The following is a 24,609-nucleotide window of genomic DNA, read 5'->3' as shown; positions in this document are numbered from 1 at the left end:
ATAAGACTTTGCGATGCCCCATCAGGAGCGAACCATGAACGCCCGTCAGAATCCCTTCTTTAGCGTCAGCACACTGCCTTATCATGCTCCGCCTTTTGACCAGATAGAGGAGCAGGATTTCCTGCCTGCGCTGCAGGCGGGCATCGAAGAGAAGCGTCAGGAGATCGAGGCGATCGCCCTGAATAGCGAAGCGCCCACCTTTCTTAACACCTTTGAAGCACTGGAGAAGAGCGGACAGCTGCTTAACCGGGTCAATCTGGTCTTTGGTGCCATGACCTCGGCCCATACCAGCCCGTATCTGCAGCAGGTGGATGAGGAGATAGCGCCCCAGCTTACCGCGCTCAACGATGACATCATGCTGAACCGGCCGCTGTTTTCACGGCTCGACGCGGTCTATCTGCAGCGCGCTAAACTGGATGCTGAATCAAAACGTCTGGTTGAAGTGATCTGGCAGCGCTTCCAGCTGGCGGGGGCCAATCTGCCTGAGGCGCAAAAACAGCAGCTTAAAGCGCTGAATCAGGAGGCCGCACGCCTCGGTACGCGCTTCACCAACAGACTGCTGGCTGCCACCAAAGCGGGTGGACTTGTCGTCAATGATTTGCAGCAGCTGGCGGGTCTGTCGCCGGCCGATCTGGCCGTAGCACAGGCGGAAGCGCAGGCGCGCGGGCTGGAAAAAAGCGGGTTGCTGGTGCTGCAGAACACCACGCAGCAACCGGCGCTGCAGAGTCTCGCCGATCGCGCAACCCGTGAAGCGCTGTTTAAGGCGGGCGTGACGCGCACGGAAAAAGGGGATGAAAACGACACCCGCGAGCTGGTGTTAAGGCTGGCGCAGGTCAGGGCGGAGCAGGCCCGGCTGCTGGGATTTGCCAGCTATGCGGAGTGGAAACTGCAGGATCAGATGGCCAAAACCCCCAAAGCAGCGCTGGCCTTTATGCACAACATCGTGCCCGCTGCGCGCGCCCGTGCCGAACGCGAAGCCGCGGCTATCCAGCAGACTATCGATAAGCAGCAGGGCGGCTTTACCCTGCAGGCCTGGGACTGGCGTTTTTATGCTGAACAGGTGCGGCGCGCACGCTATGACCTCGATGAGAGCCAGATTAAGCCCTACTTTGAGCTTAACTCGGTGCTGCAGAACGGGGTGTTCTGGGCGGCGACACAGCTCTATGGCATCCGTTTTACCCCGCGACAGGATCTGCCGGTTTATCATCCTGACGTGCAGGTCTATGAAATTTTCGATGCGGACGAGACGCCGCTGGCGTTGTTCTATACCGACTTCTTTAAGCGTGACAGCAAAGGCGGCGGTGCCTGGATGAGCAACTTCGTCAACCAGTCGACGCTGCTCGACACCAAACCAGTGATCTATAACGTCTGTAACTACACCAAACCGCCCGCCGGTGAACCGGCGCTGCTGAGCTGGGACGACGTCATTACGATGTTTCATGAATTCGGCCACACGCTGCACGGCCTGTTTGCCAGCCAGCGCTATCCGAGCCTGTCAGGCACGGAGACCCCGCGCGATTTTGTCGAGTTTCCTTCGCAGATCAATGAGCACTGGGCCAGCGAGCCGGCGGTGTTCCGCAACTACGCTCGCCACTATCAGACGCATGAGCTGATGCCCGCTGAGCTGCATGAAAAGATTGTCCGGGCCGCAACGTTCAACAAAGGTTATGAGATGAGCGAGTTGCTGGCTGCCGCGCTGCTGGATCTGCACTGGCATAGCCTTAACCGTGATGCCGCGCCGCAAAGCGTGGAGGGATTCGAGCAGCAGGCGTTGCAGAGCGACAATATGGCGCTGACAGCGGTGCCGCCGCGCTATCGTTCCAGCTATTTCCAGCACATCTGGGGCGGCGGTTATGCCGCAGGGTATTACGCCTATATCTGGACGCAGATGCTCGCCGACGATGGCTATCAGTGGTTTGCGGAGCATGGCGGATTGACGCGTGAGAACGGCGATATCTTCCGACAGAAAATTCTGTCACGTGGGAACAGCAGCGATCTTAAAACGCTGTATGAAAGCTGGCGGGGCGCGGCCCCACAGCTTGAGCCGATGCTGAAAAATCGCGGTCTGGCGGATTCATAATGAAAAGGGCTGTCACCATGACAGCCCTTTTGTTATTGGGGCTAGCCCAGCGGGCCACCTTCAATGGTTTCGCACATTCCGGCCAGCACCCGCTCACCGGTTTCGTTTTTCAGTGACTGATACCACTCTGCCGTGACCGCCGGGTCGCGAGCATGGGTGACATCACAGCGTTTGCGCGCTTTCAGCACCAGATCTTTGACCCGCTCAACGCGGCGCGCCTGATAGCGTAGCAGCGCATCTTCGATGCCCAGCGAATGTGAGGCCAGCGTCGACGCCAGCACCACAGCATCTTCCATCGCCGCGCAGCCGCCCTGACCAATATCGGGGGTGGTGCTGTGGGCTGCATCACCCAGCAGAGCAACGCGTCCTTTCACAAAGCGACTAAAGGGTTCAATGTCGTGGATCTCAACCCGGTTGGTGGTGTCGGGATTAATCGCCGCGATCAGCTGCTGTACCGACTCCGCCCAGCCCTGGAAGTAGCCGGTTAAATCGGCTTTCACGGTGCTGCGATCCTGCGGCAGACCTTTCGGCAGCGGCACATCAAAGAAGAAGTAGAAGCGATTACCGCTGACCGGCATCAGCGAAACGCGTTTGCCGTCACCGACAAAGGTAGTCCACTGATCGGCGGGTGCAATCCGCTCGTCAATGGTGACCAGCCCATTCCAGTTAACGTAACCGGCGTAACGGCGCTCCAGCTTCTCTTCCAGCACATATTCACGAATCACCGAATGGGTGCCATCGGCAGCAATCAGAAAATCGCCGGTGGCCTGACTGTTGTCAGAAAAGGTGGCGATCACGCCGTCTGCGGTCTGTTCAACCTGGATCACCCGCTTACCAAACTGCACCCGTTCACGGCCAAAGGTATCAATCAGCATCGCCTGCAGCTCTGCACGCGCTACCGGATAAGGGTATTCACCAACCTGTTGAACCAACGGCGCCATGCTGAAGCGGGTCAGAGGTACGCCGGTCGCGCCGTCGTGATAAGCCATAAAGGCCATGTTACCGCCCAGCTCACGCAGCGCGGCTTTCATTCCCAGCGCATTCAGGCATTTAACGCCGTTGGGCCAGATGGAAATCGCCGCGCCGACAGGCTTCATTTCCTGCACCGCTTCGTAAACTTCCACGTCAATTCCGGCTTTCTCCAGCGCAATGGCGCTGCTCATTCCGCCAATACCGCCACCAATCACGATTGCTTTCATAATGCTCTCCTGTCTGCATAGACTTTTCCTGCAACTTTTGTACCAGAGGGAGGCCTACAGGGAGAGTGAGTAGAAAAAACAGGTTAATCAGTACGTTGACATATAATCTCTGAGGTGGCTGCGTCGTCTGATTGCTGACCTCATGCACTTAAATGTGGCAAAAGGTCGAATCAAAAGGGTGCAGTGATCATTTTTTCTGCATCGATTGTTTCATCATTCATCAGGTGCAGTCGGTCAGTTTCAGAGCCATTTATCCTTCAGCGTGCATTGTCGGCGGCTTAGCCTTATACCCGTTTTAATTTGTTTAAAAATTATAAACTAAATCACCCGCTTCCCTGAAATCAGCCCGCCCGGGCAGCGTCATATTCTCATGACACACAGCACACCCTTTTCCGTGGCTTTGCCTCTTTATCGGACAATAATGCGCTGTGACGTTATCAGAAAGCCTTGTTCATTACAGGCGCGCAGGCACGACGAAGGCCTTCCGGTTATGGCTTTTAATGATTAGTAAAGTTAATTATTTCGAGGCGAAACGGTCTTTTAGGATATTGCTCAAACGCATCTGGCACGATCGCGTGATATAGATCACTCTGGACATAAAGGACTCTGGAAAACGACCATGAAAGTTGGAATCACGAATAACCAGTATCCGGAGCAACGTAATATTTTAGTTAATCCGGAAAACCAGTACATCAATCTGAAAAAGAGCAATCTTTTCTATTTTATCAACCCGTTACGAACCCGATTGCTCAAGAAAAACAAAACCTTTGTCTTTCAGCCTGTGCCTTTTTCAGGGGCAGCGCGGGCTGACATCCTGCATCTGTTTAATGAGGTTGCGATTACCCGACAGAAGTGGGTCGCCTCATTTGAGACTGAGCTGCCGCGCGTGCTGCCGGTGGCTGGCGTAGCCAAGCAGGATAACCCTGAGCTGCAACGCCTGATCCCCTATCTGTTAAAAGACAATTGCCTGGGGCTGATTGCCATTTCCGACGCCACGCTGAACATTCAGATGAAGCTGTTCAAAGCGGATGTCGCCCGGCAGATTCAGCGTAAAACCGTGGTGCTGCATCCGCCACAGACGCTGTTTGTTCAGCAAAAAGCGCCACGCCAGTCAGGTACGCTCAGGCTGATTTTTGCCGGTAACGAGTTCTACCGCAAAGGCGGAGCCGAAGTGGTGCTGGCTATCAGTGAGCTGATTGAAGAGAAGCGGCTGGATGCGTCGCAGCTGGATGTGCAGCTGATTGGTGATCTCGCTAAGCGCCGCAACGTTGCTCACCGCCAGTTCCAGGATGACGAGGCTTTTTACCGCGACATTGAGAATCGCATCAAACGCCATCGCTGCTTTACGCATCATACCCAGATGGAAAACAGTGCGCTAATGCAGCTGTTCCGCCAGAGCGATGCCGGCCTGTTACCGACCTGGCAGGAAACCTACGGGTTTTCTGTACTGGAAATGCAGGCTAATGGCTGCCCGGTGATCACCAGCAACGTGCGTGCATTGCCAGAAATTAACCCGGATAGCGCGGGCTGGGTGCTGGCGAGTCCGCTGAACGCGGACCGTGAATACAGCATTACGTCAACAGAGCAGAAAACGCAGCTGCGACAGTCCCTGGTGGAAGGGCTTAAATCCACGCTGCTCGCCATCATCGAACGGCCTGAGATGCTGCAGGAGAAAGGCGAGGCGGCGATTCTGCGCATCAAAGAGCAGCATGATACCGGGCGCTACATTGCCCGGCTCAACGATATTTACCGTCGTGGCGTAGTGAATGCCACTTAACATCCTCCTGGTGTCTCAATTTGATTAGATTTCTCTGACGGCGCGCGCCAGACTAGCCATACTTAGCGCAGCGTCCCACTGGAGAACTCTTATGAAAATTATCCTCACTCTGCTGCTGTCCGGATTACTGGGCAGCAGCGCCTTCGCTCAGCCCGCACCGGTTTTTCCGGCCCGCGCGCCTCTGGTTCAGCTGACCCCTGCGGCAGCCCGCTGTGATGTCTCCGCCTGTCAGACCAACTGCTACGTCGAACAGTCACACTGCAACACCCGTGAAAACGGTGCCTGCAGTTCAGAGGCGCAGATGTGCGTACAGGCGTGTGCCAGCCAGTGTAAATAATTCATTTCAGTGAAGAAGCCTTTAGTTGCCAATGAAAAAGTCTGTGTTTTATTTTGCTTTACTGTCTCTTTCTGCCAGCTGTGTTGCCGCCGATCTCTCTTCACAGCAGGTCACTTCTCTGGTTAAAGCCGCGATCGAACCGCTGATGGAGCAGCAGGCGATCCCGGGCATGTCGGTGGCGGTGCTTTACAAGGGCCGGGCGCAGTTTGTGAACCTCGGCGTGGCCGATCTCGCATCAGGCCGCCAGGTGACGGAAAATACGCTGTTTGAGCTGGGTTCGGTGAGCAAAACGTTTACCGGTACGCTGGCAGGTATCCTGATCCGCAACGGTGACATTCGCCTCAATGATCCCGTACAGAAATACTGGCCGCAGCTGACCGGTGAACAATGGCGTCCGGTGAGGATGCTGCACCTGGCGACCTATACCGCCGGTGGCTTACCTTTACAGCTGCCGGATGAGGTTACCGATCAGGCCTCACTGCTGCGCTTTTATCAGGAATGGCAGCCAAAAGCATCACCAGGCACGCTTCGTCAGTACTCTAACGCCAGTATCGGTCTGTTTGGCTCGCTGATGGTGAAGGGGGATTATGAGCAGGCGATGGCGCGCAATGTGTTTCAGCCGCTGCGGCTGACGCGCACTTATATCACCGTGCCGCCCTCAATGATGCTGGACTACGCGTGGGGCTATAAAAATGGTCAGCCGGTTCGGGTTTCCCCCGGCATGCTGGATGCCGAAGCGTACGGCGTTAAATCCACCGCGCGTGACATGCTGACCTTTATGCAGGCCAACGTCGATCCTAATCGCCTCTCCTCGGGCAACACTGTGTTGCGTAATGCTATCCGCACCGCACAGTCGCGCTATTTCAAAATCGGCAGTTTCTGGCAGGGACTGGGCTGGGAGATCTATGATTTGCCTGCCACTGCCGACACCATCATCAGCGACAGTGACAATGGTGTTGCGTTACAACCGCGGCCAGCGACCCTGCTAAATCCGGTCGGGCCTTCACTGAACGCCAGTTGGGTGCATAAGACCGGTGCCACCAATGGATTCGGTGCTTATATCGCGTTTATCCCTGAGCAGAACAGCGGCATCGTGATGCTCGCCAACAAAAATTACCCCAATCCGCTGCGCATAAAGGCCGCCTGGCAGATTCTGCAGGCGTTACATCAGGGCACGCCTTAATACCTATCTGCTTACTCTGCGACGGGGTAAGGCTGGCACCTCCTGTTCATTTGAGCTAAAATAAAAATCAAATGAACAGGAGGGCTGCTATGTCCATCGCCATCTATACACCCGCTCAGCATCGTCGCGATACGTCGTTGCTGCATGCACTGAACCTGCCGGATACGCTGCCCGATGCGCACCAGCGAATTGCAGTGGGGTTCAGCAGCGGCGTGCTGAAACGCACGGCGTCATTGTCCACCTTTGACGAAGGCTGGCTATGCCGTCTGGCGGGCATTGACCGCACCACCTATAACCGCAAAGTGAAAGATCCCGATCAGACCTTTTCGCCCGACCAGAGCGGACGCATCTACATGCTGATTCGTGTTCTCTCTGCCGCCAGTAAACTGTTCCGCGACGACAGGCAGCGCCTGGTGCAGTGGCTGGAAACGCCGGCTAAAGCGCTGGGAGGTAAAAAACCGGCGGAAATGACCACCACGGTAGCGGGTGCAGAAGCGGTCATTAACCTGATTGGTCAGCTTGAGCATGGCGTGATTACCTGATGGCGGTGCCTTTTTACCGTCTGGTGAAGCGTGAATATGCAATGACCGCTTTTGATGGGTTTGGTGCCCGTACTTATGGCGGGCGCTGGAACTCTGTGGGCACGGTTTGTGTTTATATGGGATCGAGCCGGTCGCTGTGTGTGCTGGAGGCCTTAGTGCATCTCACCATTCAGGATCTGGCGCATGACTACGCTATGCTGGCGATTAGTGTGCCAGAGGCTCTGATCACCGAGCTCTCGCTGTCGGCATTGCCCGACGACTGGCAGACCGATCCTGCACCCGCCTCTACACGGCAGATTGGAGACGACTGGCTCGCCAGCCCGGACAACGGCCTGGTGCTCAAGGTGCCCAGCACGCTGACCGGTGAGTGGAATGCGTTGTTCAATCCCCGTCATCCGGCGGCGGCCGGCATCGTCAGCAAGGTGGTGGTGGAGCCGTTTTTCTTCGATCCGCGCTTCCGGCTGCAGTAGGGCGCTAACAGGCTTTCCCGGTCACCTCGCGCAATCTGAACAGGCACACCAATGCCATTCGGTTGCCTCCGTGGCGGCTGGGTAACGAAACGAAAGAAAGCGGGACAAAAAAATGGCCGCATAACGCGGCCATCGGGATATTGTTACAGCGTGCCGGTACCGCCATCAGAGCACCAGACCTGACCGGAAGAGTAGCTGCTTTCGGTTGAGGCCAGCGTGACATAGAGCGGGGCGATTTCAACCGGCTGGCCCGGGCGACCCATCGGTGAATCGGCGCCAAACTGTTTCACTTTCTCCATTGGCTGTCCACCGCTGGACTGCAGCGGCGTCCAGTAAGGACCTGGGGCAACAGCATTGACCCGGATACCCTCGCCACCCAGCTGTTTAGCCAGTGATTTCGTAAAGGCGACAATGCAGGCTTTGGTCTGCGCATAATCCAGCAGAATATCGCTGGGTTTAAACGCCTGAACCGAAGAAGTATTAATAATGGATGCACCGCGTGGCAGATATTCCAGCGCCGCTTTGGTGATCCAGAACATGGCATACACGTTAGTTTTAAACGTCGCATCAAAATCTTCCGTACTCAGGGTACGGATGGACTCATTAAATTGCTGACGACCGGCGTTATTCACCAGAATATCCAGACCGCCTAATTTATCGGCTGCGTCTTTAACCAATTGCTGACAAAATTCTTCAGAACGAATATCGCCCGGAATAGCGAAAACTTTACGGCCTTCCGCTTCGATTAATTTAACCACTTCATCAGCGTCGGGCTGTTCTTCAGGCAGGTAATTGATCACTACGTCTGCGCCTTCGCGGGCATAAGCGATAGCTACCGCGCGGCCAATGCCGGAGTCACCACCGGTGATAAGCGCCTTACGGCCAGTCAGTCTGCCTGTGCCGCGATAGCTGGTTTCACCGTGATCGGGAACCGGGATCATTTTGCTGGCCAGGCCTGGTGCCTGTTGTGGCTGATCCTCAAAAGGAGGTTTAGGGAATTGATCCAGATCGAGCGTCTTGTTAGTGGGTGTCGCCATTGTATGCTCCTTGAACAACGTTATCTGAGACATTAAGCCTGGCACAAATGTGATATTTGTCACATCTGACTGCTGATTCATTGAGCAGGTAAAACCAGAAGAAATTAATAATGCTGATAAAGCGTAGTCATGAAATCAGAAAACTGTGCCGGAGCCTCCGATTATTTTTCTGCGCGGGAAGGGGATATTTAAAACGAAGCGTGGCGGGTTTTGGTTATTATTACAGCGAATAAAGCGCATCGGCAGAAAATAAAAAAAGGCGGTTATCCGCCGCGTACTGAACCCCGCCAGACGACATCCACCGGGTATATTCTGCGCTCCTGCTGCTGTTCATTCTTCGGCATCAGTGTCTCCGGTTGCGCTTCCGTCTCCACCAGCCAGGCAATCGCATCGCGGGCGAACTGCTCCACCGGCTGCGCGAAGGTGGTGAGGTTGTAAGAGGACCAGCCAGACTGCGGAATATTGTCGTGCCCCATGATGCAGAGATCCTCCGGAATACGCAGCGCAAAGCGGTGACGCGCTTCATCCATAAAGCCACAGGCGAGCAGGTCGGTGGCGCAGTAAACCGCGTCAGGGCGAACTTTTCGGGTCAGCAGACGCTGAGCCAGAATCTGTCCGCTTTCATAGGAGGTGGAGCCGAACCGCTCGACCTGAACCGCGACGCCCGCTTTCTGCGCCGCGGCCAGAAAATCGGCTTCGCGCTTCAGCAGGCTGGGTGTTCCCGCCAGCGAATTCACGAAAGCGATGCAGTTGCAGCCCGCCCGCACAAATGCGTTGACCGCCATTTCCGCTGCCGGGCCGGAGTCGAGATTAATATTGAGCGTACCGGGCAAAGACTCATCGCGATTAATCAGCACCAGGTGCTGGCCATGTTTGTAGCAGAGGCGGGTAATGCCGCTGTCAGGCATACCTGAAAGAATAATGGAGGCGTCGGCGCGAAAATTAATCGCCTGTTGCAGCGCGGCGGAAACGCGCGCATCCGAGCGGTCGGTGTTAATCAGCATCGCCACTTTTCCCGCTTCCTGCAGGTACTGGGTCATCCAGCGCACCAGGCTGGCACGGTAGGGCGTATCCACTTCGGAGGCAATTAAACAGACAATGCCGCTGCGGTTGCGAACCAGACCCCGTGCCAGATGGTTGACGTGATAGCCCAGCTCTTCTGCCGCTTTCATCACCCGCTGACGGGTGGCCTCCGACACGCTGGCACCTGGCGTAAAGGTGCGGGAGACCGCTGAACGGGAAACGCCCGCCCGGTCTGCGACATCCTGTGCGCTTACCACCGCTTTAAGCTGCTGCATCTTATTTCCCCGTCCCACCGTTGTCTGCACTGAGTCTGCCTGAAATTGCAAGGCTGTGCAAAACATGGCTGCATGTAAAGTGTTTCAAATTTGTGACAGCGCCTGACAATTGCGTAACAACCGAATTGACAGTGTCAACAGCTCGCCGTACTACTTTGCGCATACGTTTGCACACATGTGCAATAGCTGGCGCACCTGCGTCATCCAGCCCCAGGAGAACATCATGCGTTATTCCTCTCTGCTCGCTGCTGTCATTGTCTGCCCTATGATGCCGTTTGCTGCCTCGGCGGCCGGCCTTAACATGATCTGCTCAGCGGATGTGGTGGTGTGTGAACAGATGACCACGCTGTTCAGCCAGAGCCATCCTGATATCAAACTCAGCATGGTGCGGCTCTCTGCCGGTGAAGCCTATGCCCGTATCCGCAGTGAAGCACGCAATCCCCGTACCGATATCTGGTGGGCCGGCACCGGGGATCCGCACATGCAGGCTGCCGAAGAGGGCTTAACCCAGGCCTATAAATCCCCTTTGCTCGATCAGCAACAACCCTGGTCACAAAAAGTGGCGGAAATCTCCGGTTATCGCACCGTGGGCGTCTACGCCGGTGCGCTGGGCTGGGGCTATAACACGAAGCTGCTGGCGGAGAAAAAGCTGAAGGTCCCGGCCTGCTGGGCTGACCTGCTCGACCCGGGTTTTAAAGGTGAGATTCAGATCGCCAATCCCAACTCCTCCGGCACGGCCTATAACACCCTGGCGACGCTGGTGCAGATTATGGGTGAAGACAAAGCCTTCGATTATCTGAAGAAGCTTAACGCCAACATCTCGCAATACACCAAGTCCGGCTCTGCGCCGGTCAAAGCCGCTGCGCGCGGTGAAACCACCCTCGGGATTGTCTTTATGCACGATGCCGTAGCGATGGAAGTGGATGGCTTCCCGATTAAGCCCGTCGCGCCCTGTGAAGGCACTGGCTATGAGATTGGTTCAATGTCGATCATCAAAGGAGCACGAAATCTGGCAAATGCCAAAGTCTGGTATGACTGGGCGCTGAGCGCTGAGGCGCAATCACACATGAAAGAGGCGAAATCGTTCCAGCTCCCTTCCAACCGTCAGGCGGAGATCTCTGAATATGCGCCGCGTTTCGAGAACATCAAACTGATCGATTATGACTTCAAAACCTATGGCGATTCGGCAAAACGTAAAGCGCTGCTGGGCCGCTGGGATAAAGAGATTGGTGCCAGCGCGCAATAACAGTGGGGTTGTCCCGGCCGCCTGAGCCGGGCCGTTGCCAGACCGCGGTGGCGTAAGCCTGATGCCCGCTTCCTGATCGAGGTAATTTATGAATGCGCACAATCGTCGCTTAACCGCGGCGCTGCTGGTGGGCGCCGTCGCGCTGACGCTGCTGCCCTGGTACAGCCTGGAGCAGGGCTTCTTCAGCGGGGAGTGGCTGTTCAGCTTATGGACCGATGAGAACAGTGCACCGGCGCTGGGGCAGCTCGCGTTACGCAGCTGGCTGAGTATTGCTGTCGCGCTGTGGCTGCTCTCTGCGGCCAGCGTCTTTCTGCCGCCGGGCCGCACGCGTAGCACGCTCCTGCTGCTTTTCAGCGTCACGGGCATCCTGTTTCTGGTGCTGGAAGGGCATGCCATTGGTTTCAGTGGCTGGAACTGGCTGTGGCTGGAACATATCGCGGGTCCGCAGGCATTGGGCCAGCCAGCAATGGGCGCGGGCGCGTTGCTGCTGCTGACCGTGTTTTTGCTGATCTTCGCATTTGCCCTGGCGGAGCGGGGTGTGCTGAAAGGTGATGCCTTTGTCGTGGCGTCGATTGTACTGCTGGTGGCGCTGGTGACCACCTTTGTGCTCTATCCGGTGCTGAGCCTGTTTGTCGCCTCGGTGCAGGATATTAATGGCAGCTTCAAACCGGATGGGCTGATTGCCAATATGCAGGACCCTGCGATCTGGAGTCTCTCCTGTTTCACCGGTGGCACCTGCGGCACGGCCTGGCGCACGCTGGGACTGGCGCTGATGACCGCCAGCGGTTCGACGCTGCTGGGGCTGGCGTTTGCGCTGGCGGCTACGCGCACGTCGCTGCCGTGCAAGAAAGCGCTGCGGATGCTGACCATTCTGCCGATTATCACGCCACCGTTTGTTATCGGACTGGCGCTTATCCTGCTGTTTGGCCGCTCCGGTGTCGTAACAGAATCACTGGCAACGCTGTTCGGCATCGAACCGGGCCGCTGGCTCTATGGCCTGACCGGCATCTGGATTGCGCAGGTGCTGTCGTTTACCCCTATCGCTTTCCTGGTGCTGATTGGCGTGGTCGAGGGTGTCAGTCCGTCACTGGAAGAGGCCTCTCAGACGCTGCGCGCCAGTCGCTGGCGCACCTTCTCCCGCATCTCGCTGCCGCTGATGGCGCCCGGTCTGGCCAACGCCTTCCTGATCAGCTTTATCGAAAGCATGGCCGATTTCGGTAACCCGATGGTGCTGGGTGGCAGTCATGGCGTGCTCTCCACCGAAATCTTCTTCTCTGTGGTCGGCGCACAGAACGACCCGAGCCGCGCGGCGGTGCTGGCGATGATCCTGCTGGGCTTTACGCTGACTGCATTTCTGGTGCAGCGCGTCTGGCTCGCCGGAAAAAGCTTTGCCACCGTCACCGGCAAAGGCGACGGTGGCCGTCACGTGATGCTGCCGCGTCCGGTGCGCTACAGCGTCTATGGCATGGTCATCCCGTGGGGACTCTTCACGCTGGTGATCTACGGCATGATCATGATTGGCGGCTTTGTACAGTCGTGGGGGCTGAATAACAACCTGACGCTGGATCACTACATTCGCGCCTTCAGCGTCAGCGTCAATCAGGGGCAGCTGGTCTGGCGCGGCGTCGCCTGGAACTCCTTCTGGACCACGCTGGAGATTGCCCTGATCGCTGCGCCGCTCACGGCCATTGTGGGGCTGCTGACGGCCTGGCTGATTGTGCGGCAGAAGTTTGCCGGCCGTCAGACCTTTGAATTCATGCTGATGCTGAGCTTTGCCATTCCCGGTACGGTCATCGGCGTGAGTTATGTCATGGCCTATAACCTGCCGCCGCTGGAGATGACCGGTACCGCGATGATCCTGATCGCCTGCTTTGTCTTCCGTAATATGCCGGTCGGCGTGCGTGGCGGGATTGCGGCGATGAGCCAGCTGGATAAAAGCCTGGATGAAGCCTCACTGACGCTGGGCGCTAACAGTTTTCGGACGCTGCGCAAAGTCGTGCTGCCGTTGCTGAAACCGGCGATCAGCGCCGCGCTGGTCTATGCCTTTGTGCGGGCGATAACCTCGATCAGCGCGGTGATTTTCCTGGTCAGCGCCCAGTACAACATGGCGACCTCTTACATCGTCGGGCTGGTGGAGAACGGTGAGTATGGCGTCGCCATTGCCTACTCGTCGGTATTGATTGTCGTGATGCTGCTAATCATAGGCCTGTTCCAGCTGCTGGTGGGCGAACGTCGCCTGCGCCGTACAACCCAACCGGCGGTGATGGTTACCGCACCTTCTGCCTCCACACTGACTCAGGAGAGAGCCCTATGACGACCATTAACGCCGGATCGGTGGTGTTTGAACATGTCGCGAAGCGTTTTGCTGGTTTTACCGCCGTGCCGGATCTGTCGCTCACCGTAGAGCCAGGCACGCTGGTGACGCTGCTCGGGCCGTCCGGCTGCGGCAAGACTACCACGCTGCGGCTACTGGCCGGGCTGGAGCATCCCACCTCGGGAAGGATTCTGATTGGCGGCAAAGAGGTAACGCATCTGCCCGCTAACGAACGGGATGTGGCGATGGTGTTTCAGTCATACGCGCTGTTTCCCCACATGAACGCTATCGACAACATTCTTTACGGGCTGCTCTCCTCGGGCATGAACAAACGCGAAGCGCAGGACAGGGCGCGTGAGGGGCTGAAGCTGGTGGGGTTAGAGAGTCAGGGAGAGCGGTTGCCGTCTGAACTTTCTGGCGGACAGCAGCAGCGTATTGCGGTAGCGCGTGCGCTGGTGCTGGAACCGCAGGTGCTGCTGCTCGATGAGCCGTTGTCGAACCTTGATGAGCGTCTGCGCCGTCGGGTGCGCACCGATATCCGTGATTTGCAGCAGCGGCTCGGATTTACGGCGGTCTATGTCACCCATGATCAGGAAGAGGCGCTGGCAGTCTCCGATAAGATTATTGTCATGAAAGAGGGGGATATTGCCCAGCAGGGCGCGCCGGAGACGCTTTATCATTCGCCCAACTCGGTCTTTATTGCGGACTTTATGGGGGAAGCCAATATTCTGCCCTGTGAAGTGGAGCAGGCGGATGCAGATGACGCACTGGTTCGTCTGGGTAACCAGCGCTTTCGGGTGCGGGGTGCGGGCGCTAAAACCGGCAGTGCCCAGCTGGCGGTGAGACCCCAGTTTATTACGTTGTCTGGCGATGGCCAGGGCGCGTTGCAGGGTGAAGTGATCCACAGCACCTGGCTGGGTGACCATATTGAATATGAAGTCGCGACCGAGCTGGGCGCGTTGTTCATTATCGATCCGCAGATGGAACAGCGTCTGCCTCTCGCCACCCTGGTAGGCGTCAACTTTAAGCCGCAGGGCCTTGCCCTGATTGCCCGTTAATCTGATTAACCCGAGGAGTTTGCATGGCATCGCATGATGAAATAATGGCGCGACTGGCTTTAGCGGAGGCTGTGGCCCGCGAAGGTGGCGCGACCGCGCTAGGCTGGTTTAACCGTCGCGACACGCTGGTGGTAGAGACCAAGTACGATTTGCAGGATGTGGTGTCAATTGCCGACCGTGAAGTAGAGCAGTTGATCGCCAGCCGCATAAAGGATGCGTTTCCCGATGATGGCTTTCTGGGTGAGGAGTCGGGGCTGCAGGCGGGACACTCTGACTACACCTGGGTGGTTGATCCGATCGATGGCACCAGCCCGTTTCTCAATGGGATGCCGAGCTGGTGCGTTTCGGTGGCAGTGCTGCGTGGCGATGTGCCGGTTATCGGTGTGATTTTCGCACCCACTTATGAGGAGTGCTATGTGGCGGCACTGGGGCAGGGCGCGACGCTGAACGGTCGTCGTCTGCAGGTTGATCCCACCCGCACACTGCAAAACCATGTTACCGGCTTTGGCGCTAACAGTTATGTCAGTCCGCAGCAGGTTGGCGAGATTGTGGCGGCGCTGCTGTCGGCGGGCGGTAACTTTATCCGCATTGGTTCGGGCGCGCTGATGCTGGCGTGGGTCGCCGCCGGTCGGGTTGTGGGATATTACGAACCCTATATGCACGCCTGGGATTGCCTGGCGGGTTACTGTCTGGTGAAAGAGGCGGGCGGCTGGTACCACCCGTTCAATACCGAAGGCGACCGCATCATCAAAGGGGCGCAGGTTCTGGCCGTTGCTCCCGGCGCCGAAGCAGACCTTAAGCGCATTGCGGGTTTGTGACCCTGTCACGCTGACTGCTTTAATGGTGGTCAGCATGAGTCTATTACCCTGAGCGTTTTCGTCAGATAGTGACGCTGCATGCCGGTTTCTGGAAAGTCGGGCAGGGACATCTGCTGCTGATACCCCTGCTTCTGATAAAACGGCAGAGCCTGAAAGCTGAAGGTATCCACCAGCGCAAAGAGAGATCCCCTCTTAGCCGCCTCCTGTTCCGCGGCTTCCATCAGCGCGCGACCCAGACCACTGCCACGCACAGTTTCGTCCACCCAGAGAAAATCAATGCAGAGCCAGTTGCCTTTGCGCGAGGCGATGACTCCACCGCGCAACACGCCTTCTGCATCTTTATGATAAACCGACAGCGGGCCCCAGTTCTCGCGGCTGATAAACTGCCGGTTGTAAGCGCCTAATCCTGCCAGCAACGCGTCCCGATCATTATCGTTTTCCTGATAGGTAAGGGTAAATGTGTGCATTCTGTGTCTCTTCTATCTGTGTGTTTTTATCCCCTTAAAGGGATATTTTAGCGTTTATCCTCTGTAGGGTATAATAGGCAAATTATCCCTTTGCGGGTATAATCTCTTTTTATCCCCTGTAAAGGATAATGCATCTGCGTTATGCTGACAGCCTGTGATCCTTAAGGAGTCACCCCATGATATACAGCCCGATACAGCTGGCAAACCAGCTCAAGTTTATCCGCCAGCGCAATGGCTGGACGCAGAGTGAGCTGGCAAAAAAGGTCGGCCTGAAACAGGCTACCATTTCTCATTTTGAAAATGCGCCTGACAGCACCTCACTGGCCACGCTGTTTAAGCTGTTACAGGCGCTGGAAGTGAGTCTGGCCGTTCAGGAAAAAGAGGGGGTCACGGCGACTCATTTGCATGATGAGGATGAGTGGTAATGCAAAGGCTGATTGCGTGGATGAACGGCGAACGGGTGGGTGTACTGACACGGCAGCGAAACGGCACCCATGCGTTTCAGTATGATACCGGCTGGCTGAGTAATCCGCTCTCCCGGCCGCTGTCACTCTCAATGCCATTGCAGGTTAAGGCGATCACATCACACGCTGTGATTAACTTCTTCGATAACCTGCTGCCGGACAGCCCACTGATTCGTGAGAGAATCGCAGCGCGTTACCAGACTCAATCCTGTGAGCCCTTTGATTTACTGCAGGAGGTGGGACGTGACACCGTCGGAGCAATTATGTTGTTGCCGCCCGACAGGCCATTGCCTGCCGTGCAGGCTCGTTATGAGGTGCTGGATGAAGCCCGGCTCGAAAGCGTACTGTCGGCCAGGTACGATATTCCGCTGGGAATGTTGCATGAGGAGCCCGATTTCCGCCTCTCAGTTGCGGGTGCACAGGAGAAAACCGCGCTGCTGCTGACGCAGGAAGGCTGGAGCATTCCTGCCGGTGGCACGTCTGCCTCACACATCATTAAGCTGCCAGTCGGTGAGATTAAACAGCCGACCGCTACGCTGGATATGCGTGAAAGCGTAGAGAATGAGTATCTTTGTCTGACGCTGGCCCGCGCACTCGGTATCAATGTGCCGCAGGCGACCATTATCCGGGCCGGAAAGATGCGCGCCCTCGCCGTTGAACGCTTTGATCGCCGCTGGTCACGTGACAAAACCCGGCTGATTCGCCTGCCACAGGAGGATTTCTGTCAGGCGCTGGGACTGACCTCGTCAACCCAATATGAATCGGATGGCGGGCCGGGCATCGCAGAGATCATGCAGATACTGATGGGATCACGTCACGCCATTGAAGATCGCTATCGCTTTATGATGTTCCAGGTATTTCAGTGGCTGATTGGTGCCACCGACGGTCACGCCAGGAATTTCTCACTGTTTATTGAGCGCGGCGGCAGTTACCGTCTGACCCCTTTTTATGATGTGATCTCCGCGTACCCGGTGCAGTCGGGTTCCGGCATGAACACGCAAACGCTGACACTGGCGATGGGGCTGGGTGCCACTCAGGAGAAGAGGACGGAGATCGACAAAATTTACCCGCGCCATTTTATCGCCACGGCGAAGCAGGTGAGTTTTGATCGTGACAGCCTGCAGCAGATCTTTGACTTCTTCATTAAAGCGCTTCCCCAGGCAATCGTTTTGGTGCGTGATGCGTTGCCGCCCGACTTTCCTCAGCATATCGCCGACGCCATTTTCAGCCATGCATTGATTATGCTGGAGCGGTTACGGCATGGAGAGTGAGGGCACGGAGCTGGCACTATGCTGAAAAGCCAGTCTGCCCATGTCTCGTTAAAAGCGGGTCAGCTATGCTTATCTGACAGGCATAACAAAGGAGTATGGGTATGAAGTGTCCGGGATGTGAAGGAGAGGCGTTTGTTTACGCCACGCGTGATGTCAGTCTCAATACCGGTAATCCGGATGATGTTGTGCACGATGTGAAGGGCGATCACTGCATCCGTTGCGGGGCTGTGATCATGAATGCCGGCACGGCAGAGCAGTATCCCGAAAAGGCTGAAGCGCTGGAGAATGCCGGCGTTCCCATCAAATAATATCAGGAGCCCGCGTAAAGCGGGCTCTGCTTATCGCTTTATGTACTCTTCTGATCGGCTCACTCTTATTGGGTCCTGCGTCGCTGACCATTTTTGTCGCCGGTCACAGCGAATAATGTCTCCTGCGACGAATCACCCATAAAAAAGCCTGCACAAGGCAGGCAAATCGTTATAAGGGAATGTCCATCTTTTGATAACACGCAACGAGTAAGTTGTGTGATGGTTGCACCCTACAGGAGAAACATTAGGTTTACCCCGGGAACGGGAACCTGACTCTGTCAATGCGGACACTGGAGTGCGTTATGGATGCCAATCGCTATGCCCTGGAAGTCATTGCTTCGCCGCCGGTGTTTCCCGGTATCGCCAGTCCTGTGTTGTCTGATGAAACGCTGCATCGTCGTCTGGCCGCTATTATTCAGCGCATGCAGGAGCAGAAGATTGCACAGCTGATTATCTATGCCGACAAAGAGCACGGCAGCAATTTTGAGTATCTGGCGGGATTCATTCCTCGCTTCGAGGAGGCGCTGCTGGTGGTGAATCAGCAGGGCGCTCTCACTTATATCATGGGTAATGAGAATCTAAAGCTGGTGCCTTTTGCCCGCAATCCGGGGCGCTGTCTGCATGCGCCGCTCTTTTCGTTGCCTAATCAGCCGATGCGCGGTGAGCAGCCACTGGATCAGCTGTTAAACGAGGCCGGGATTGTCGCGGGAGAACGCACCGGGCTGGTGGGCTGGAAGTTGTTTACCGGCAGGCAACAAGGAATGTGTGATTTGCCGCAGTTCGTTTACGCTGCAGCGGCGCAGGCGGCGGGCAGTGATGCGCTGCTGGTTAACGCGACCGGGCTGTTTATTTCGCCGGATAACGGTGCGCGCTGCGTGAATTGCGCCGATGAAGTGGCGTTTTATGAGGCTGGGGCAAATCTTGCGTCAACCGCCATGCTGGCTGCGCTGGATAGCGTAGAGCCAGGCAACACGGAGAAGGCGTTAGGCGCACAGCTTAACGCAGAAGGTCAGCCTAATACGGTGGTGACGATTGCGGCAACCGGCGATCGTTTTGCGCATGCCCGGCTTTATCCATCGGATAAACAGTTAGTCACTGGCGATAAGCTTTCTCTTACTACCGGCTATAAAGGCGGGCTGACAAGTCGTTCCGCTTATGTAGTCAGCGAGGCTTCTGAGTTACAGTGTAACGTTTCGGACTGGTTAACCCGTCTGGCGATCCCCTATTATCATGCGGTGGTCAGCTGGCTGGAAGATCTGCACATCGGTATGACCGGCGGCGAACTCTATTCACTTATTGAGAGCGTGTTGCCCAAAGCAGAGTATGGCTGGCATCTGAATCCGGGGCATCTGGTGGCTGACGAGGAGTGGTTAAGCTCACCTGTCTATCCCGACTCTGCCGTGACACTAAAGAGCGGTATGCTGCTGCAGATTGATATCATCCCGTCGGTGCCGGGTTACGGAGGCTGCAGTATTGAGGATACGGTCGGGCTGGCAGATGCGGCATTGCGTGATGAGCTGGCGCGCGCTTATCCGGATGTCTGGCAGCGTATGACGCAGCGCAAAACCTACCTGGCGGAGGTGCTGAGGATCCGGTTGCCGGAGGAGGTGATTTTGCTCTCAAATACGGTAGGGTATTTACGCCCTTTTTTACTGGATAAGCGCCGCGCGCTGGTGCGTCAGTAGACGATTACCCGGCCTGAGGAGGCCGGTAATAATTTGTAAAATTTAACTGAGAGTAAAACAGAGGCGCATCTGTCAGGATACGCGCCTCAGAAAGTTCCTGGTTGCTCTCATTCGATGAAATGGTTTACCAAAAACGCGGTTTTGTTTGCCTGCAAAACCTCTCTTGCCGCGTTTATCGCACTCTCTGTCGCACTCTTTCTTAACTTCGAAAAACCCGCCTGGGCGCTGACCACCGTTTTTGTCACGTCACAGCTTTATGCGGCATCGACCGTCTCGAAATCACTGTTTCGTCTGATGGGCACGCTGCTGGGCGGCATCTTCATTCTGCTGATCTATCCTGAAACCGTGCAGTCACCCGTATTGTTCAGTCTTTGTGTGTCACTGTGGGTAACGGTTTGCCTTTATCTTTCTCTGCATGACCGCACGCCGAAGAGTTATGTCTTTATGCTGGCGGGTTACAGTGCGGCGATAATGGGCTTTCCTGATGTGGATACGCCGTCTGCGATTATTAATACCGTCATTTCACGTATTGAGGAGATTACGCTGGGTATCCTCTGCAGTACGCTGGTTCACCGGCTGGTATTTCCGGTTTCGATGCACCATCTGCTGGGGCAGAGCGTTAATCACTGGTTTCTCAACGCGCGCAAACTCTGTGATGAACTGATCAGCGGGATGGCGAAGAACAAATCGCTGGAGCGGGAAGATATCCTGATTCAGATGGCGGGCTATCCGCTGAATGTTGAAACATTGCTGACACACTGTGTTTATGAGGGCGAAGCGGCGCGTAATGTCATCCGTCTGGTCAGCGTGCAGTATCAGCATCTGAGTTATCTGCTGCCGACGCTGACCGCGATTGAGTCACGGCTGGGCGTACTGGCCGAACTGAACATTCGTTTTCCGCCGTGCGTCACCGACGTGTTTCAGGAATTTCTGTTGTGGCTGCATCATGACCGTATTAACGATATTGCCGGACTGCGTGAGGCGATTGCCTCCAGTCAGGCGACGCTGGAAGAGGAATGGCGGGCAGGGCGTCTGCTAACTGAAGAGAGTCTGCTGCTGATTGGTCTGCTGGAGCGGCTGGCTAACTTTGTACGTATTGCCGATGCCTATGAAAATGTCAGCGCGCGAGCCGGGGATCTCTACAGCCACGGGGATGGGGCGGCGATCCGCAATATCCGGGAACATCGTCATATTGATAAAGGCCTGCTGCGGTTGTCCGCGCTGACCGCTTTTCTGGCCACCTTTCTCTCCAGCCTGTTCTGGATTGGCAGCGGCTGGGCCGATGGGGCGAATGCGCCTTTGATGGCGGCGATTATCAGCTCTTTTTTCGCGGGTGTTGATTCCCCGGTGACGCCGATGAAGCTCTTCGTGAAAGGGGTGGTGATTGCACTGGTGGTCAGCCTGTTTTATATCGCGTTCCTGATCCCACAGGCCAATACCTTACAGGCGTTGATGATCTGTCTGCTGCCTGGCCTGATGCTGCTAAGTCTGGTGATCGCTAATCCGGCAACCAATATGGTGGGGCTGAGTGTCGCTATTCAGATCCCCGGCTTTATCGGCTTAAGCCATCACTATGTGCCAAACCTGATCGTCACGCTGAACGCGGCCATCTCCTCAATGGTGGGGATTATGTTTGCTGTGGTGCTGACGGCGTTGATCCGCAATAAGCGGCCCTCCTGGATTGCCAGAAGAGCGGTGCAACGGGGACTGCGCGACCTGTTAGGATTTATCAAAATGGTGGAACGTAATTCCGCCACGCTGCTGTCACGGCAACAATTTATTGCCCGAATGCTCGACAGGGTGAACATTATTTTGCCGCGTAAGCGTCTCGATCCTGTGCCGGATATCGTGGTGGGTGGGTATCTGATTACCGAAACCTGGCTGGGTGCTAACTGTTATGACTTTTACGCACGATACAGGGAAGTGCTGGAGAGCCATCGGATTGATAGCGGTCAGATGTTTCACGAGCTGGCGCTTTATCTGAAACGCAAAATGAAGTCACTGCAATTATCACCGCATCAGGATCTGCTGGATGAACTGGATCTGTTACTGTTGCGGATAGAGAAAATTGCCCGCGAGGAGAGTGCAGCTGTCGCGCCATTAATCCATCTTTTTAATATTCGGGTATCACTTTTTCCCCATCAGCGCTGGCCGGAGTAACAGGGGCTGGCTGGTGGTGTTTCGAACCGGGATTGAAGTGTAGTAAAGAGAATACCTTTTAGTTACATCATACATTAGATCTTAATTTAAAAAAGATGTCAGACAGGGTGCCTGTTTGTCATGTCTTACAGTAAAACGAGCCGGGATAATGGGAAAACGCTGGGGTGGATTGCTGAGTAAAGCGGACATTATACCCATTTAAAATCAGTGTGTTGCATACTTTTTCATGCCCGCCTGACACTGTTGCCGTCATTTGAGGATTCGTCAAATTCGCATCACGCAGCGGCTGAAACTCGCAATAAGAGCAGGGTGCGCCTGGCGCATTACAGGCTGAGAGAATTAGCTGTTTACCTGTGGCTGTAACTGATAAATCCACGCAGTGTAATACTGGTTATCCCCGGCAGTTACGCGAACTTCGACGCGATCATAGCCATCTTCAAACGCATCCAGCATTGGCCAGTGCGCATCCAGCTGCTCAGAGATAAACAAGTATCCTGGTACAGCGGGGCCATGTTCATCCAGAACAATGCCAGGAAAATCAGCCGCTGCACCCCAGCCACGCTCATAGAAGGTGCCGTTTACCGAGCCGGCCAGCCATTCGCCGCCAATGTTTTCAAGAATATGGGCATTCTCGCGGCCCGGACAGAGCGTGCCATAGACAAATAAGCGTTCCATTTTTCCTCGTTTTCCAGACTCAAAGCCGGTTACTTTAACGCGTTGTGATAAATTCTGCAGCCCTGACGTCACGCCAGTTATTCAGAATTGACGTAGCAGCGCCTGCGGAGCACAAAAATTCTACAGTTGGTGCCCGCATCCCGGTCCTGGAGCACACATTTAAAACAGGAAAGCCGTCGTTAACAGCCTGAAGGCTGTATTAGCAAATTACAGCTTTTAAGCTGTTATATTGCTTTAACAGCTTTTAGAGTGTATTTTGATTAAACAGCGTACAGGCTGTATCACCTGTTAAAGCGGTCAGCGCACGATGAAAAATGTCTATCCGATAAAAACACTCAGCCAGTTGCGTCCTTTGCTTATTGGTTTTCGCAAAGCAAATGGACTGACGCAAAAAGATCTGTCTGAACGATTAGGCGTCACTCAGCAGACTTATGCGCGTCTGGAAGCCAACCCGGCCAGAGCCAGCATTGAACGCCTCTTCAAAATCTTCACACTGCTGGGCGTGGAGATGACTCTCTCTTCGGGAATAAGCTCATCCGCAGGAAAGCCGACAGAAGAAAAGGGGACGTTAGAAAATTCACCTGCGAGACGGGAGAAATGGTGACGCTATGAGCCGGAGACAGCAGCGTTTAGTGATATGGATGAACGGTATTCAGGTTGGATTCTGGAACAAAAGCAAAGGAGAAGACACGCTGCAATATCTTCCTGAATGGAGTGCCGACGCGCAAGGAAGACCGTTATCGCTCTCTTTGCCTTTTACCCCCGGCGATCAAATCTGGCGCGGAAATGTGGTACGTGACTATTTTGATAATTTATTACCAGACAGTGAAGGGATTCGCAGGCGTCTGGCTATGCGGTATCAGGCAGAAAGTCTCGACCCTTTTGACCTGTTGACCGAGCTGGGAAAAGATTGCGTAGGCGCGATACAGTTACTGAAAGAGGGCGATGAACCCACGGATTTATATTGCGTAAAATATCGGCCGCTCTCTGAATCAGAGATCGCAATGACATTGCGAAATACCACGGCGGCGTCATTACCCGGCAGACAGAGTGATACAGGCGACTTACGGCTGTCCATTGCCGGTGCGCAGGAAAAAACAGCGTTATTATGGCATGACGATCGGTGGTGCAGGCCTGAAGGGAATACGCCAACGACGCATATTTTCAAGTTACCGCTTGGCCTGGTCGGCAATATGAAAGCTGATATGAGTACATCCGTGGAAAACGAATGGCTCTGTTCGCTGCTACTTGAACAATTCGGCATCCCGGTCGCAAGAACAGAAATCGCTCAATTCGAAGATCAGAAAGTCCTGGTGGTTGAACGTTTTGACCGCAAATGGTCAGGTGATCAGCGTTGGATCATTCGTTTACCTCAGGAAGATATGTGTCAGGCTGCGGGGATGTCACCATTACGCAAATATCAGGCCGACGGCGGGCCAGGTATCTCTGAAATTATGGAGATTCTGAGTCATTCAGATCACGCAGAACAGGACAGATTGCATTTCTTTAAAGCACAGATAATTTTCTGGGTACTGGCGGCCACAGATGGCCATGCTAAAAATTTCAGTATTGCGATAGGGCCTCAGGGGCATTATTGCCTTACGCCACTTTATGATGTTTTATCGGCATGGCCGGTCATCGGAAATGGCAATAATCAGATAGCCTGGCAAAAATGCAAACTGGCGATGGCCGCTCGCGGCAGCAGCAACTATTACAAACTCTACAGAATACAAAGACGGCACTGGATTAACCACGGTGAGCAGACCGGCCTGAGTAAAAAGCAGGTTGAGATGATGATGGATGAAATAATTTCTGACGCACCGGACGTCATCGAGCGTGTTCGCGCTCAACTGCCAGATCAGTTCCCGTCAGAACTGGCAGAACGCGTGTTTGATGGCATAACGCAGCAATGCAGGCGTCTGGCCGGAAATTAGCGCCGATTAAAATTTCCCACTGAACACAGTGTCAGAAGAGAACAGGCTGAGAGGTGCAACACGGCAACGCAGATGTTTATCGATTACAGCCTGAATGATGAAAAGACGGAGAGATTCATTGTCAGACAGAATCATCAGGCATCCGCAGAGATTCCCTGGGAAAGGTGGAAAACAGGATAAGACAGACACCTGACCAAAGAGCGCATAATGTATATTATGTTAAATAAGAGATTAACAGTGCACTTATCGCTGTGATACTGCGTCATTCATTCCTGTACTTCCGTAC

General features: G+C 55.1%; 22 protein-coding genes. 17 read left to right on the top strand and 5 right to left on the bottom strand.

The features are described from left to right. Positions 1-34: 34 nt before the first annotated feature. Positions 35-2,080: a peptidyl-dipeptidase Dcp gene (gene dcp / locus H7K52_RS05400; RefSeq protein WP_039660219.1), complete on the top strand. Its 2,046-nt coding sequence runs from the start codon at positions 35-37 to the stop codon at positions 2,078-2,080. A gap of 41 nt (positions 2,081-2,121) precedes the next feature. Here dcp and hpxO read toward each other — a convergent pair whose 3' ends face one another. Next, on the bottom strand, positions 2,122-3,279 hold the full coding sequence (gene hpxO, locus H7K52_RS05395; protein ID WP_008925208.1) for an FAD-dependent urate hydroxylase HpxO: 1,158 nt from the start codon (positions 3,277-3,279) through the stop codon (positions 2,122-2,124). A 619-nt stretch (positions 3,280-3,898) separates the two neighbouring features. Between hpxO and H7K52_RS05390 the strand changes: the two genes are divergently transcribed. From H7K52_RS05390 to H7K52_RS05370, 5 genes are all read left to right on the top strand, one after another. Beyond that, a complete protein-coding gene (locus tag H7K52_RS05390; protein WP_003853636.1) occupies positions 3,899-5,056 on the top strand; it encodes a glycosyltransferase family 4 protein in 1,158 nt (385 codons plus the stop codon). Between the two features lie 91 nt (positions 5,057-5,147). Beyond that, positions 5,148-5,393, top strand: coding sequence for a hypothetical protein (locus H7K52_RS05385; protein ID WP_003853633.1), 246 nt, complete (start codon positions 5,148-5,150; stop codon positions 5,391-5,393). 31 nt (positions 5,394-5,424) lie between these two features. Beyond that, positions 5,425-6,576: a class C beta-lactamase gene (ampC, locus tag H7K52_RS05380; protein WP_182629795.1), complete on the top strand. Its 1,152-nt coding sequence runs from the start codon at positions 5,425-5,427 to the stop codon at positions 6,574-6,576. An 89-nt stretch (positions 6,577-6,665) separates the two neighbouring features. Then, on the top strand, positions 6,666-7,118 hold the full coding sequence (gene parS / locus H7K52_RS05375; RefSeq protein WP_003853631.1) for a type II RES/Xre toxin-antitoxin system antitoxin: 453 nt from the start codon (positions 6,666-6,668) through the stop codon (positions 7,116-7,118). Beyond that, positions 7,118-7,588: an RES family NAD+ phosphorylase gene (locus H7K52_RS05370; protein WP_008925206.1), complete on the top strand. Its 471-nt coding sequence runs from the start codon at positions 7,118-7,120 to the stop codon at positions 7,586-7,588. The genes parS and H7K52_RS05370 overlap by 1 nt, the downstream gene beginning before the upstream one ends. Positions 7,589-7,731: 143 nt before the next feature. On the opposite strand, the gene H7K52_RS05365 is transcribed toward H7K52_RS05370, so the two are convergent. Together H7K52_RS05365 and H7K52_RS05360 are read right to left on the bottom strand one after the other, a co-directional pair. Then, positions 7,732-8,625: an SDR family oxidoreductase gene (locus tag H7K52_RS05365; protein ID WP_003853629.1), complete on the bottom strand. Its 894-nt coding sequence runs from the start codon at positions 8,623-8,625 to the stop codon at positions 7,732-7,734. Positions 8,626-8,888: 263 nt separating this feature from the next. Next, complete coding sequence (locus tag H7K52_RS05360; protein WP_182629794.1) at positions 8,889-9,923, bottom strand: LacI family DNA-binding transcriptional regulator; 1,035 nt, start codon at positions 9,921-9,923, stop codon at positions 8,889-8,891. A gap of 223 nt (positions 9,924-10,146) precedes the next feature. On the opposite strand from H7K52_RS05360, the gene H7K52_RS05355 reads away from it, so the two are divergent. From H7K52_RS05355 to H7K52_RS05340, 4 genes are all read left to right on the top strand, one after another. Further along, positions 10,147-11,169: an ABC transporter substrate-binding protein gene (locus tag H7K52_RS05355; RefSeq protein ID WP_008925204.1), complete on the top strand. Its 1,023-nt coding sequence runs from the start codon at positions 10,147-10,149 to the stop codon at positions 11,167-11,169. An 88-nt stretch (positions 11,170-11,257) separates the two neighbouring features. Then, positions 11,258-13,483 (top strand): ABC transporter permease, encoded by a 2,226-nt coding sequence (locus tag H7K52_RS05350; RefSeq protein ID WP_182629793.1) that lies wholly within the window; start codon positions 11,258-11,260, stop codon positions 13,481-13,483. Then, complete coding sequence (locus H7K52_RS05345) at positions 13,480-14,541, top strand: ABC transporter ATP-binding protein (protein WP_003853623.1); 1,062 nt, start codon at positions 13,480-13,482, stop codon at positions 14,539-14,541. Before H7K52_RS05350 ends, H7K52_RS05345 begins: the two co-directional genes overlap by 4 nt. Positions 14,542-14,564: 23 nt before the next feature. After that, entirely contained in the window at positions 14,565-15,359 is a 795-nt protein-coding gene (locus H7K52_RS05340) for an inositol monophosphatase family protein (protein WP_039660226.1), read from the top strand. 29 nt (positions 15,360-15,388) lie between these two features. Here the strand turns inward: H7K52_RS05340 and H7K52_RS05335 are convergent, their stop codons facing one another. Further along, positions 15,389-15,826, bottom strand: a complete 438-nt coding sequence (locus H7K52_RS05335) for a GNAT family N-acetyltransferase (RefSeq protein ID WP_182629792.1) — start codon at positions 15,824-15,826, stop codon at positions 15,389-15,391. Between the two features lie 176 nt (positions 15,827-16,002). Here H7K52_RS05335 and hipB point away from each other — a divergent pair, with 176 nt between their 5' ends. The 5 genes from hipB (at position 16,003) to H7K52_RS05310 (ending at position 21,714) form a co-directional block, all read left to right on the top strand. Next, positions 16,003-16,251, top strand: coding sequence for a type II toxin-antitoxin system antitoxin HipB (gene hipB, locus H7K52_RS05330; protein WP_008925200.1), 249 nt, complete (start codon positions 16,003-16,005; stop codon positions 16,249-16,251). Beyond that, complete coding sequence (locus H7K52_RS05325; protein ID WP_003853618.1) at positions 16,251-17,561, top strand: type II toxin-antitoxin system HipA family toxin; 1,311 nt, start codon at positions 16,251-16,253, stop codon at positions 17,559-17,561. Before hipB ends, H7K52_RS05325 begins: the two co-directional genes overlap by 1 nt. 101 nt (positions 17,562-17,662) lie before the next feature. Then, entirely contained in the window at positions 17,663-17,869 is a 207-nt protein-coding gene (locus H7K52_RS05320; RefSeq protein WP_003853616.1) for a type II toxin-antitoxin system MqsA family antitoxin, read from the top strand. 302 nt (positions 17,870-18,171) lie between these two features. Continuing rightward, positions 18,172-19,554: a M24 family metallopeptidase gene (locus tag H7K52_RS05315; protein ID WP_182629791.1), complete on the top strand. Its 1,383-nt coding sequence runs from the start codon at positions 18,172-18,174 to the stop codon at positions 19,552-19,554. A gap of 114 nt (positions 19,555-19,668) precedes the next feature. Next, positions 19,669-21,714, top strand: a complete 2,046-nt coding sequence (locus H7K52_RS05310; protein WP_008925197.1) for an FUSC family protein — start codon at positions 19,669-19,671, stop codon at positions 21,712-21,714. A gap of 339 nt (positions 21,715-22,053) precedes the next feature. Here the strand turns inward: H7K52_RS05310 and H7K52_RS05305 are convergent, their stop codons facing one another. Continuing rightward, positions 22,054-22,389, bottom strand: coding sequence for a gamma-glutamylcyclotransferase family protein (locus tag H7K52_RS05305; RefSeq protein ID WP_008925196.1), 336 nt, complete (start codon positions 22,387-22,389; stop codon positions 22,054-22,056). Between the two features lie 307 nt (positions 22,390-22,696). Here H7K52_RS05305 and H7K52_RS05300 point away from each other — a divergent pair, with 307 nt between their 5' ends. Further along, positions 22,697-22,993 carry a helix-turn-helix transcriptional regulator gene (locus H7K52_RS05300; protein WP_003853607.1) on the top strand — a complete coding sequence of 99 codons (297 nt, stop codon included), beginning with the start codon at positions 22,697-22,699 and terminating at the stop codon, positions 22,991-22,993. 4 nt (positions 22,994-22,997) lie between these two features. Beyond that, entirely contained in the window at positions 22,998-24,323 is a 1,326-nt protein-coding gene (locus H7K52_RS05295) for a type II toxin-antitoxin system HipA family toxin (protein WP_039660233.1), read from the top strand. Positions 24,324-24,609: the final 286 nt, after the last annotated feature.

This window comes from Pantoea hericii (genome assembly GCF_014155795.1).
Taxonomy (GTDB): Bacteria; Pseudomonadota; Gammaproteobacteria; order Enterobacterales; family Enterobacteriaceae; genus Pantoea; species Pantoea eucalypti.
The sequence above is the reverse complement of the archived record's forward strand: the minus strand, read 5'-3'. Positions and strand labels throughout refer to the sequence as shown.

What these genes read in the sequence shown, in the direction of transcription:
- dcp (WP_039660219.1), top strand. Translation starts at nt 35, where the DNA reads ATGAACGCCCGTCAGAATCCCTTCTTTAGCGTCAGCACACTGCCTTAT.
- hpxO (WP_008925208.1), bottom strand. Translation starts at nt 3,279, where the DNA reads ATGAAAGCAATCGTGATTGGTGGCGGTATTGGCGGAATGAGCAGCGCC.
- H7K52_RS05390 (WP_003853636.1), top strand. Translation starts at nt 3,899, where the DNA reads ATGAAAGTTGGAATCACGAATAACCAGTATCCGGAGCAACGTAATATT.
- H7K52_RS05385 (WP_003853633.1), top strand. Translation starts at nt 5,148, where the DNA reads ATGAAAATTATCCTCACTCTGCTGCTGTCCGGATTACTGGGCAGCAGC.
- ampC (WP_182629795.1), top strand. Translation starts at nt 5,425, where the DNA reads ATGAAAAAGTCTGTGTTTTATTTTGCTTTACTGTCTCTTTCTGCCAGC.
- parS (WP_003853631.1), top strand. Translation starts at nt 6,666, where the DNA reads ATGTCCATCGCCATCTATACACCCGCTCAGCATCGTCGCGATACGTCG.
- H7K52_RS05370 (WP_008925206.1), top strand. Translation starts at nt 7,118, where the DNA reads ATGGCGGTGCCTTTTTACCGTCTGGTGAAGCGTGAATATGCAATGACC.
- H7K52_RS05365 (WP_003853629.1), bottom strand. Translation starts at nt 8,625, where the DNA reads ATGGCGACACCCACTAACAAGACGCTCGATCTGGATCAATTCCCTAAA.
- H7K52_RS05360 (WP_182629794.1), bottom strand. Translation starts at nt 9,923, where the DNA reads ATGCAGCAGCTTAAAGCGGTGGTAAGCGCACAGGATGTCGCAGACCGG.
- H7K52_RS05355 (WP_008925204.1), top strand. Translation starts at nt 10,147, where the DNA reads ATGCGTTATTCCTCTCTGCTCGCTGCTGTCATTGTCTGCCCTATGATG.
- H7K52_RS05350 (WP_182629793.1), top strand. Translation starts at nt 11,258, where the DNA reads ATGAATGCGCACAATCGTCGCTTAACCGCGGCGCTGCTGGTGGGCGCC.
- H7K52_RS05345 (WP_003853623.1), top strand. Translation starts at nt 13,480, where the DNA reads ATGACGACCATTAACGCCGGATCGGTGGTGTTTGAACATGTCGCGAAG.
- H7K52_RS05340 (WP_039660226.1), top strand. Translation starts at nt 14,565, where the DNA reads ATGGCATCGCATGATGAAATAATGGCGCGACTGGCTTTAGCGGAGGCT.
- H7K52_RS05335 (WP_182629792.1), bottom strand. Translation starts at nt 15,826, where the DNA reads ATGCACACATTTACCCTTACCTATCAGGAAAACGATAATGATCGGGAC.
- hipB (WP_008925200.1), top strand. Translation starts at nt 16,003, where the DNA reads ATGATATACAGCCCGATACAGCTGGCAAACCAGCTCAAGTTTATCCGC.
- H7K52_RS05325 (WP_003853618.1), top strand. Translation starts at nt 16,251, where the DNA reads ATGCAAAGGCTGATTGCGTGGATGAACGGCGAACGGGTGGGTGTACTG.
- H7K52_RS05320 (WP_003853616.1), top strand. Translation starts at nt 17,663, where the DNA reads ATGAAGTGTCCGGGATGTGAAGGAGAGGCGTTTGTTTACGCCACGCGT.
- H7K52_RS05315 (WP_182629791.1), top strand. Translation starts at nt 18,172, where the DNA reads ATGGATGCCAATCGCTATGCCCTGGAAGTCATTGCTTCGCCGCCGGTG.
- H7K52_RS05310 (WP_008925197.1), top strand. Translation starts at nt 19,669, where the DNA reads ATGAAATGGTTTACCAAAAACGCGGTTTTGTTTGCCTGCAAAACCTCT.
- H7K52_RS05305 (WP_008925196.1), bottom strand. Translation starts at nt 22,389, where the DNA reads ATGGAACGCTTATTTGTCTATGGCACGCTCTGTCCGGGCCGCGAGAAT.
- H7K52_RS05300 (WP_003853607.1), top strand. Translation starts at nt 22,697, where the DNA reads ATGAAAAATGTCTATCCGATAAAAACACTCAGCCAGTTGCGTCCTTTG.
- H7K52_RS05295 (WP_039660233.1), top strand. Translation starts at nt 22,998, where the DNA reads ATGAGCCGGAGACAGCAGCGTTTAGTGATATGGATGAACGGTATTCAG.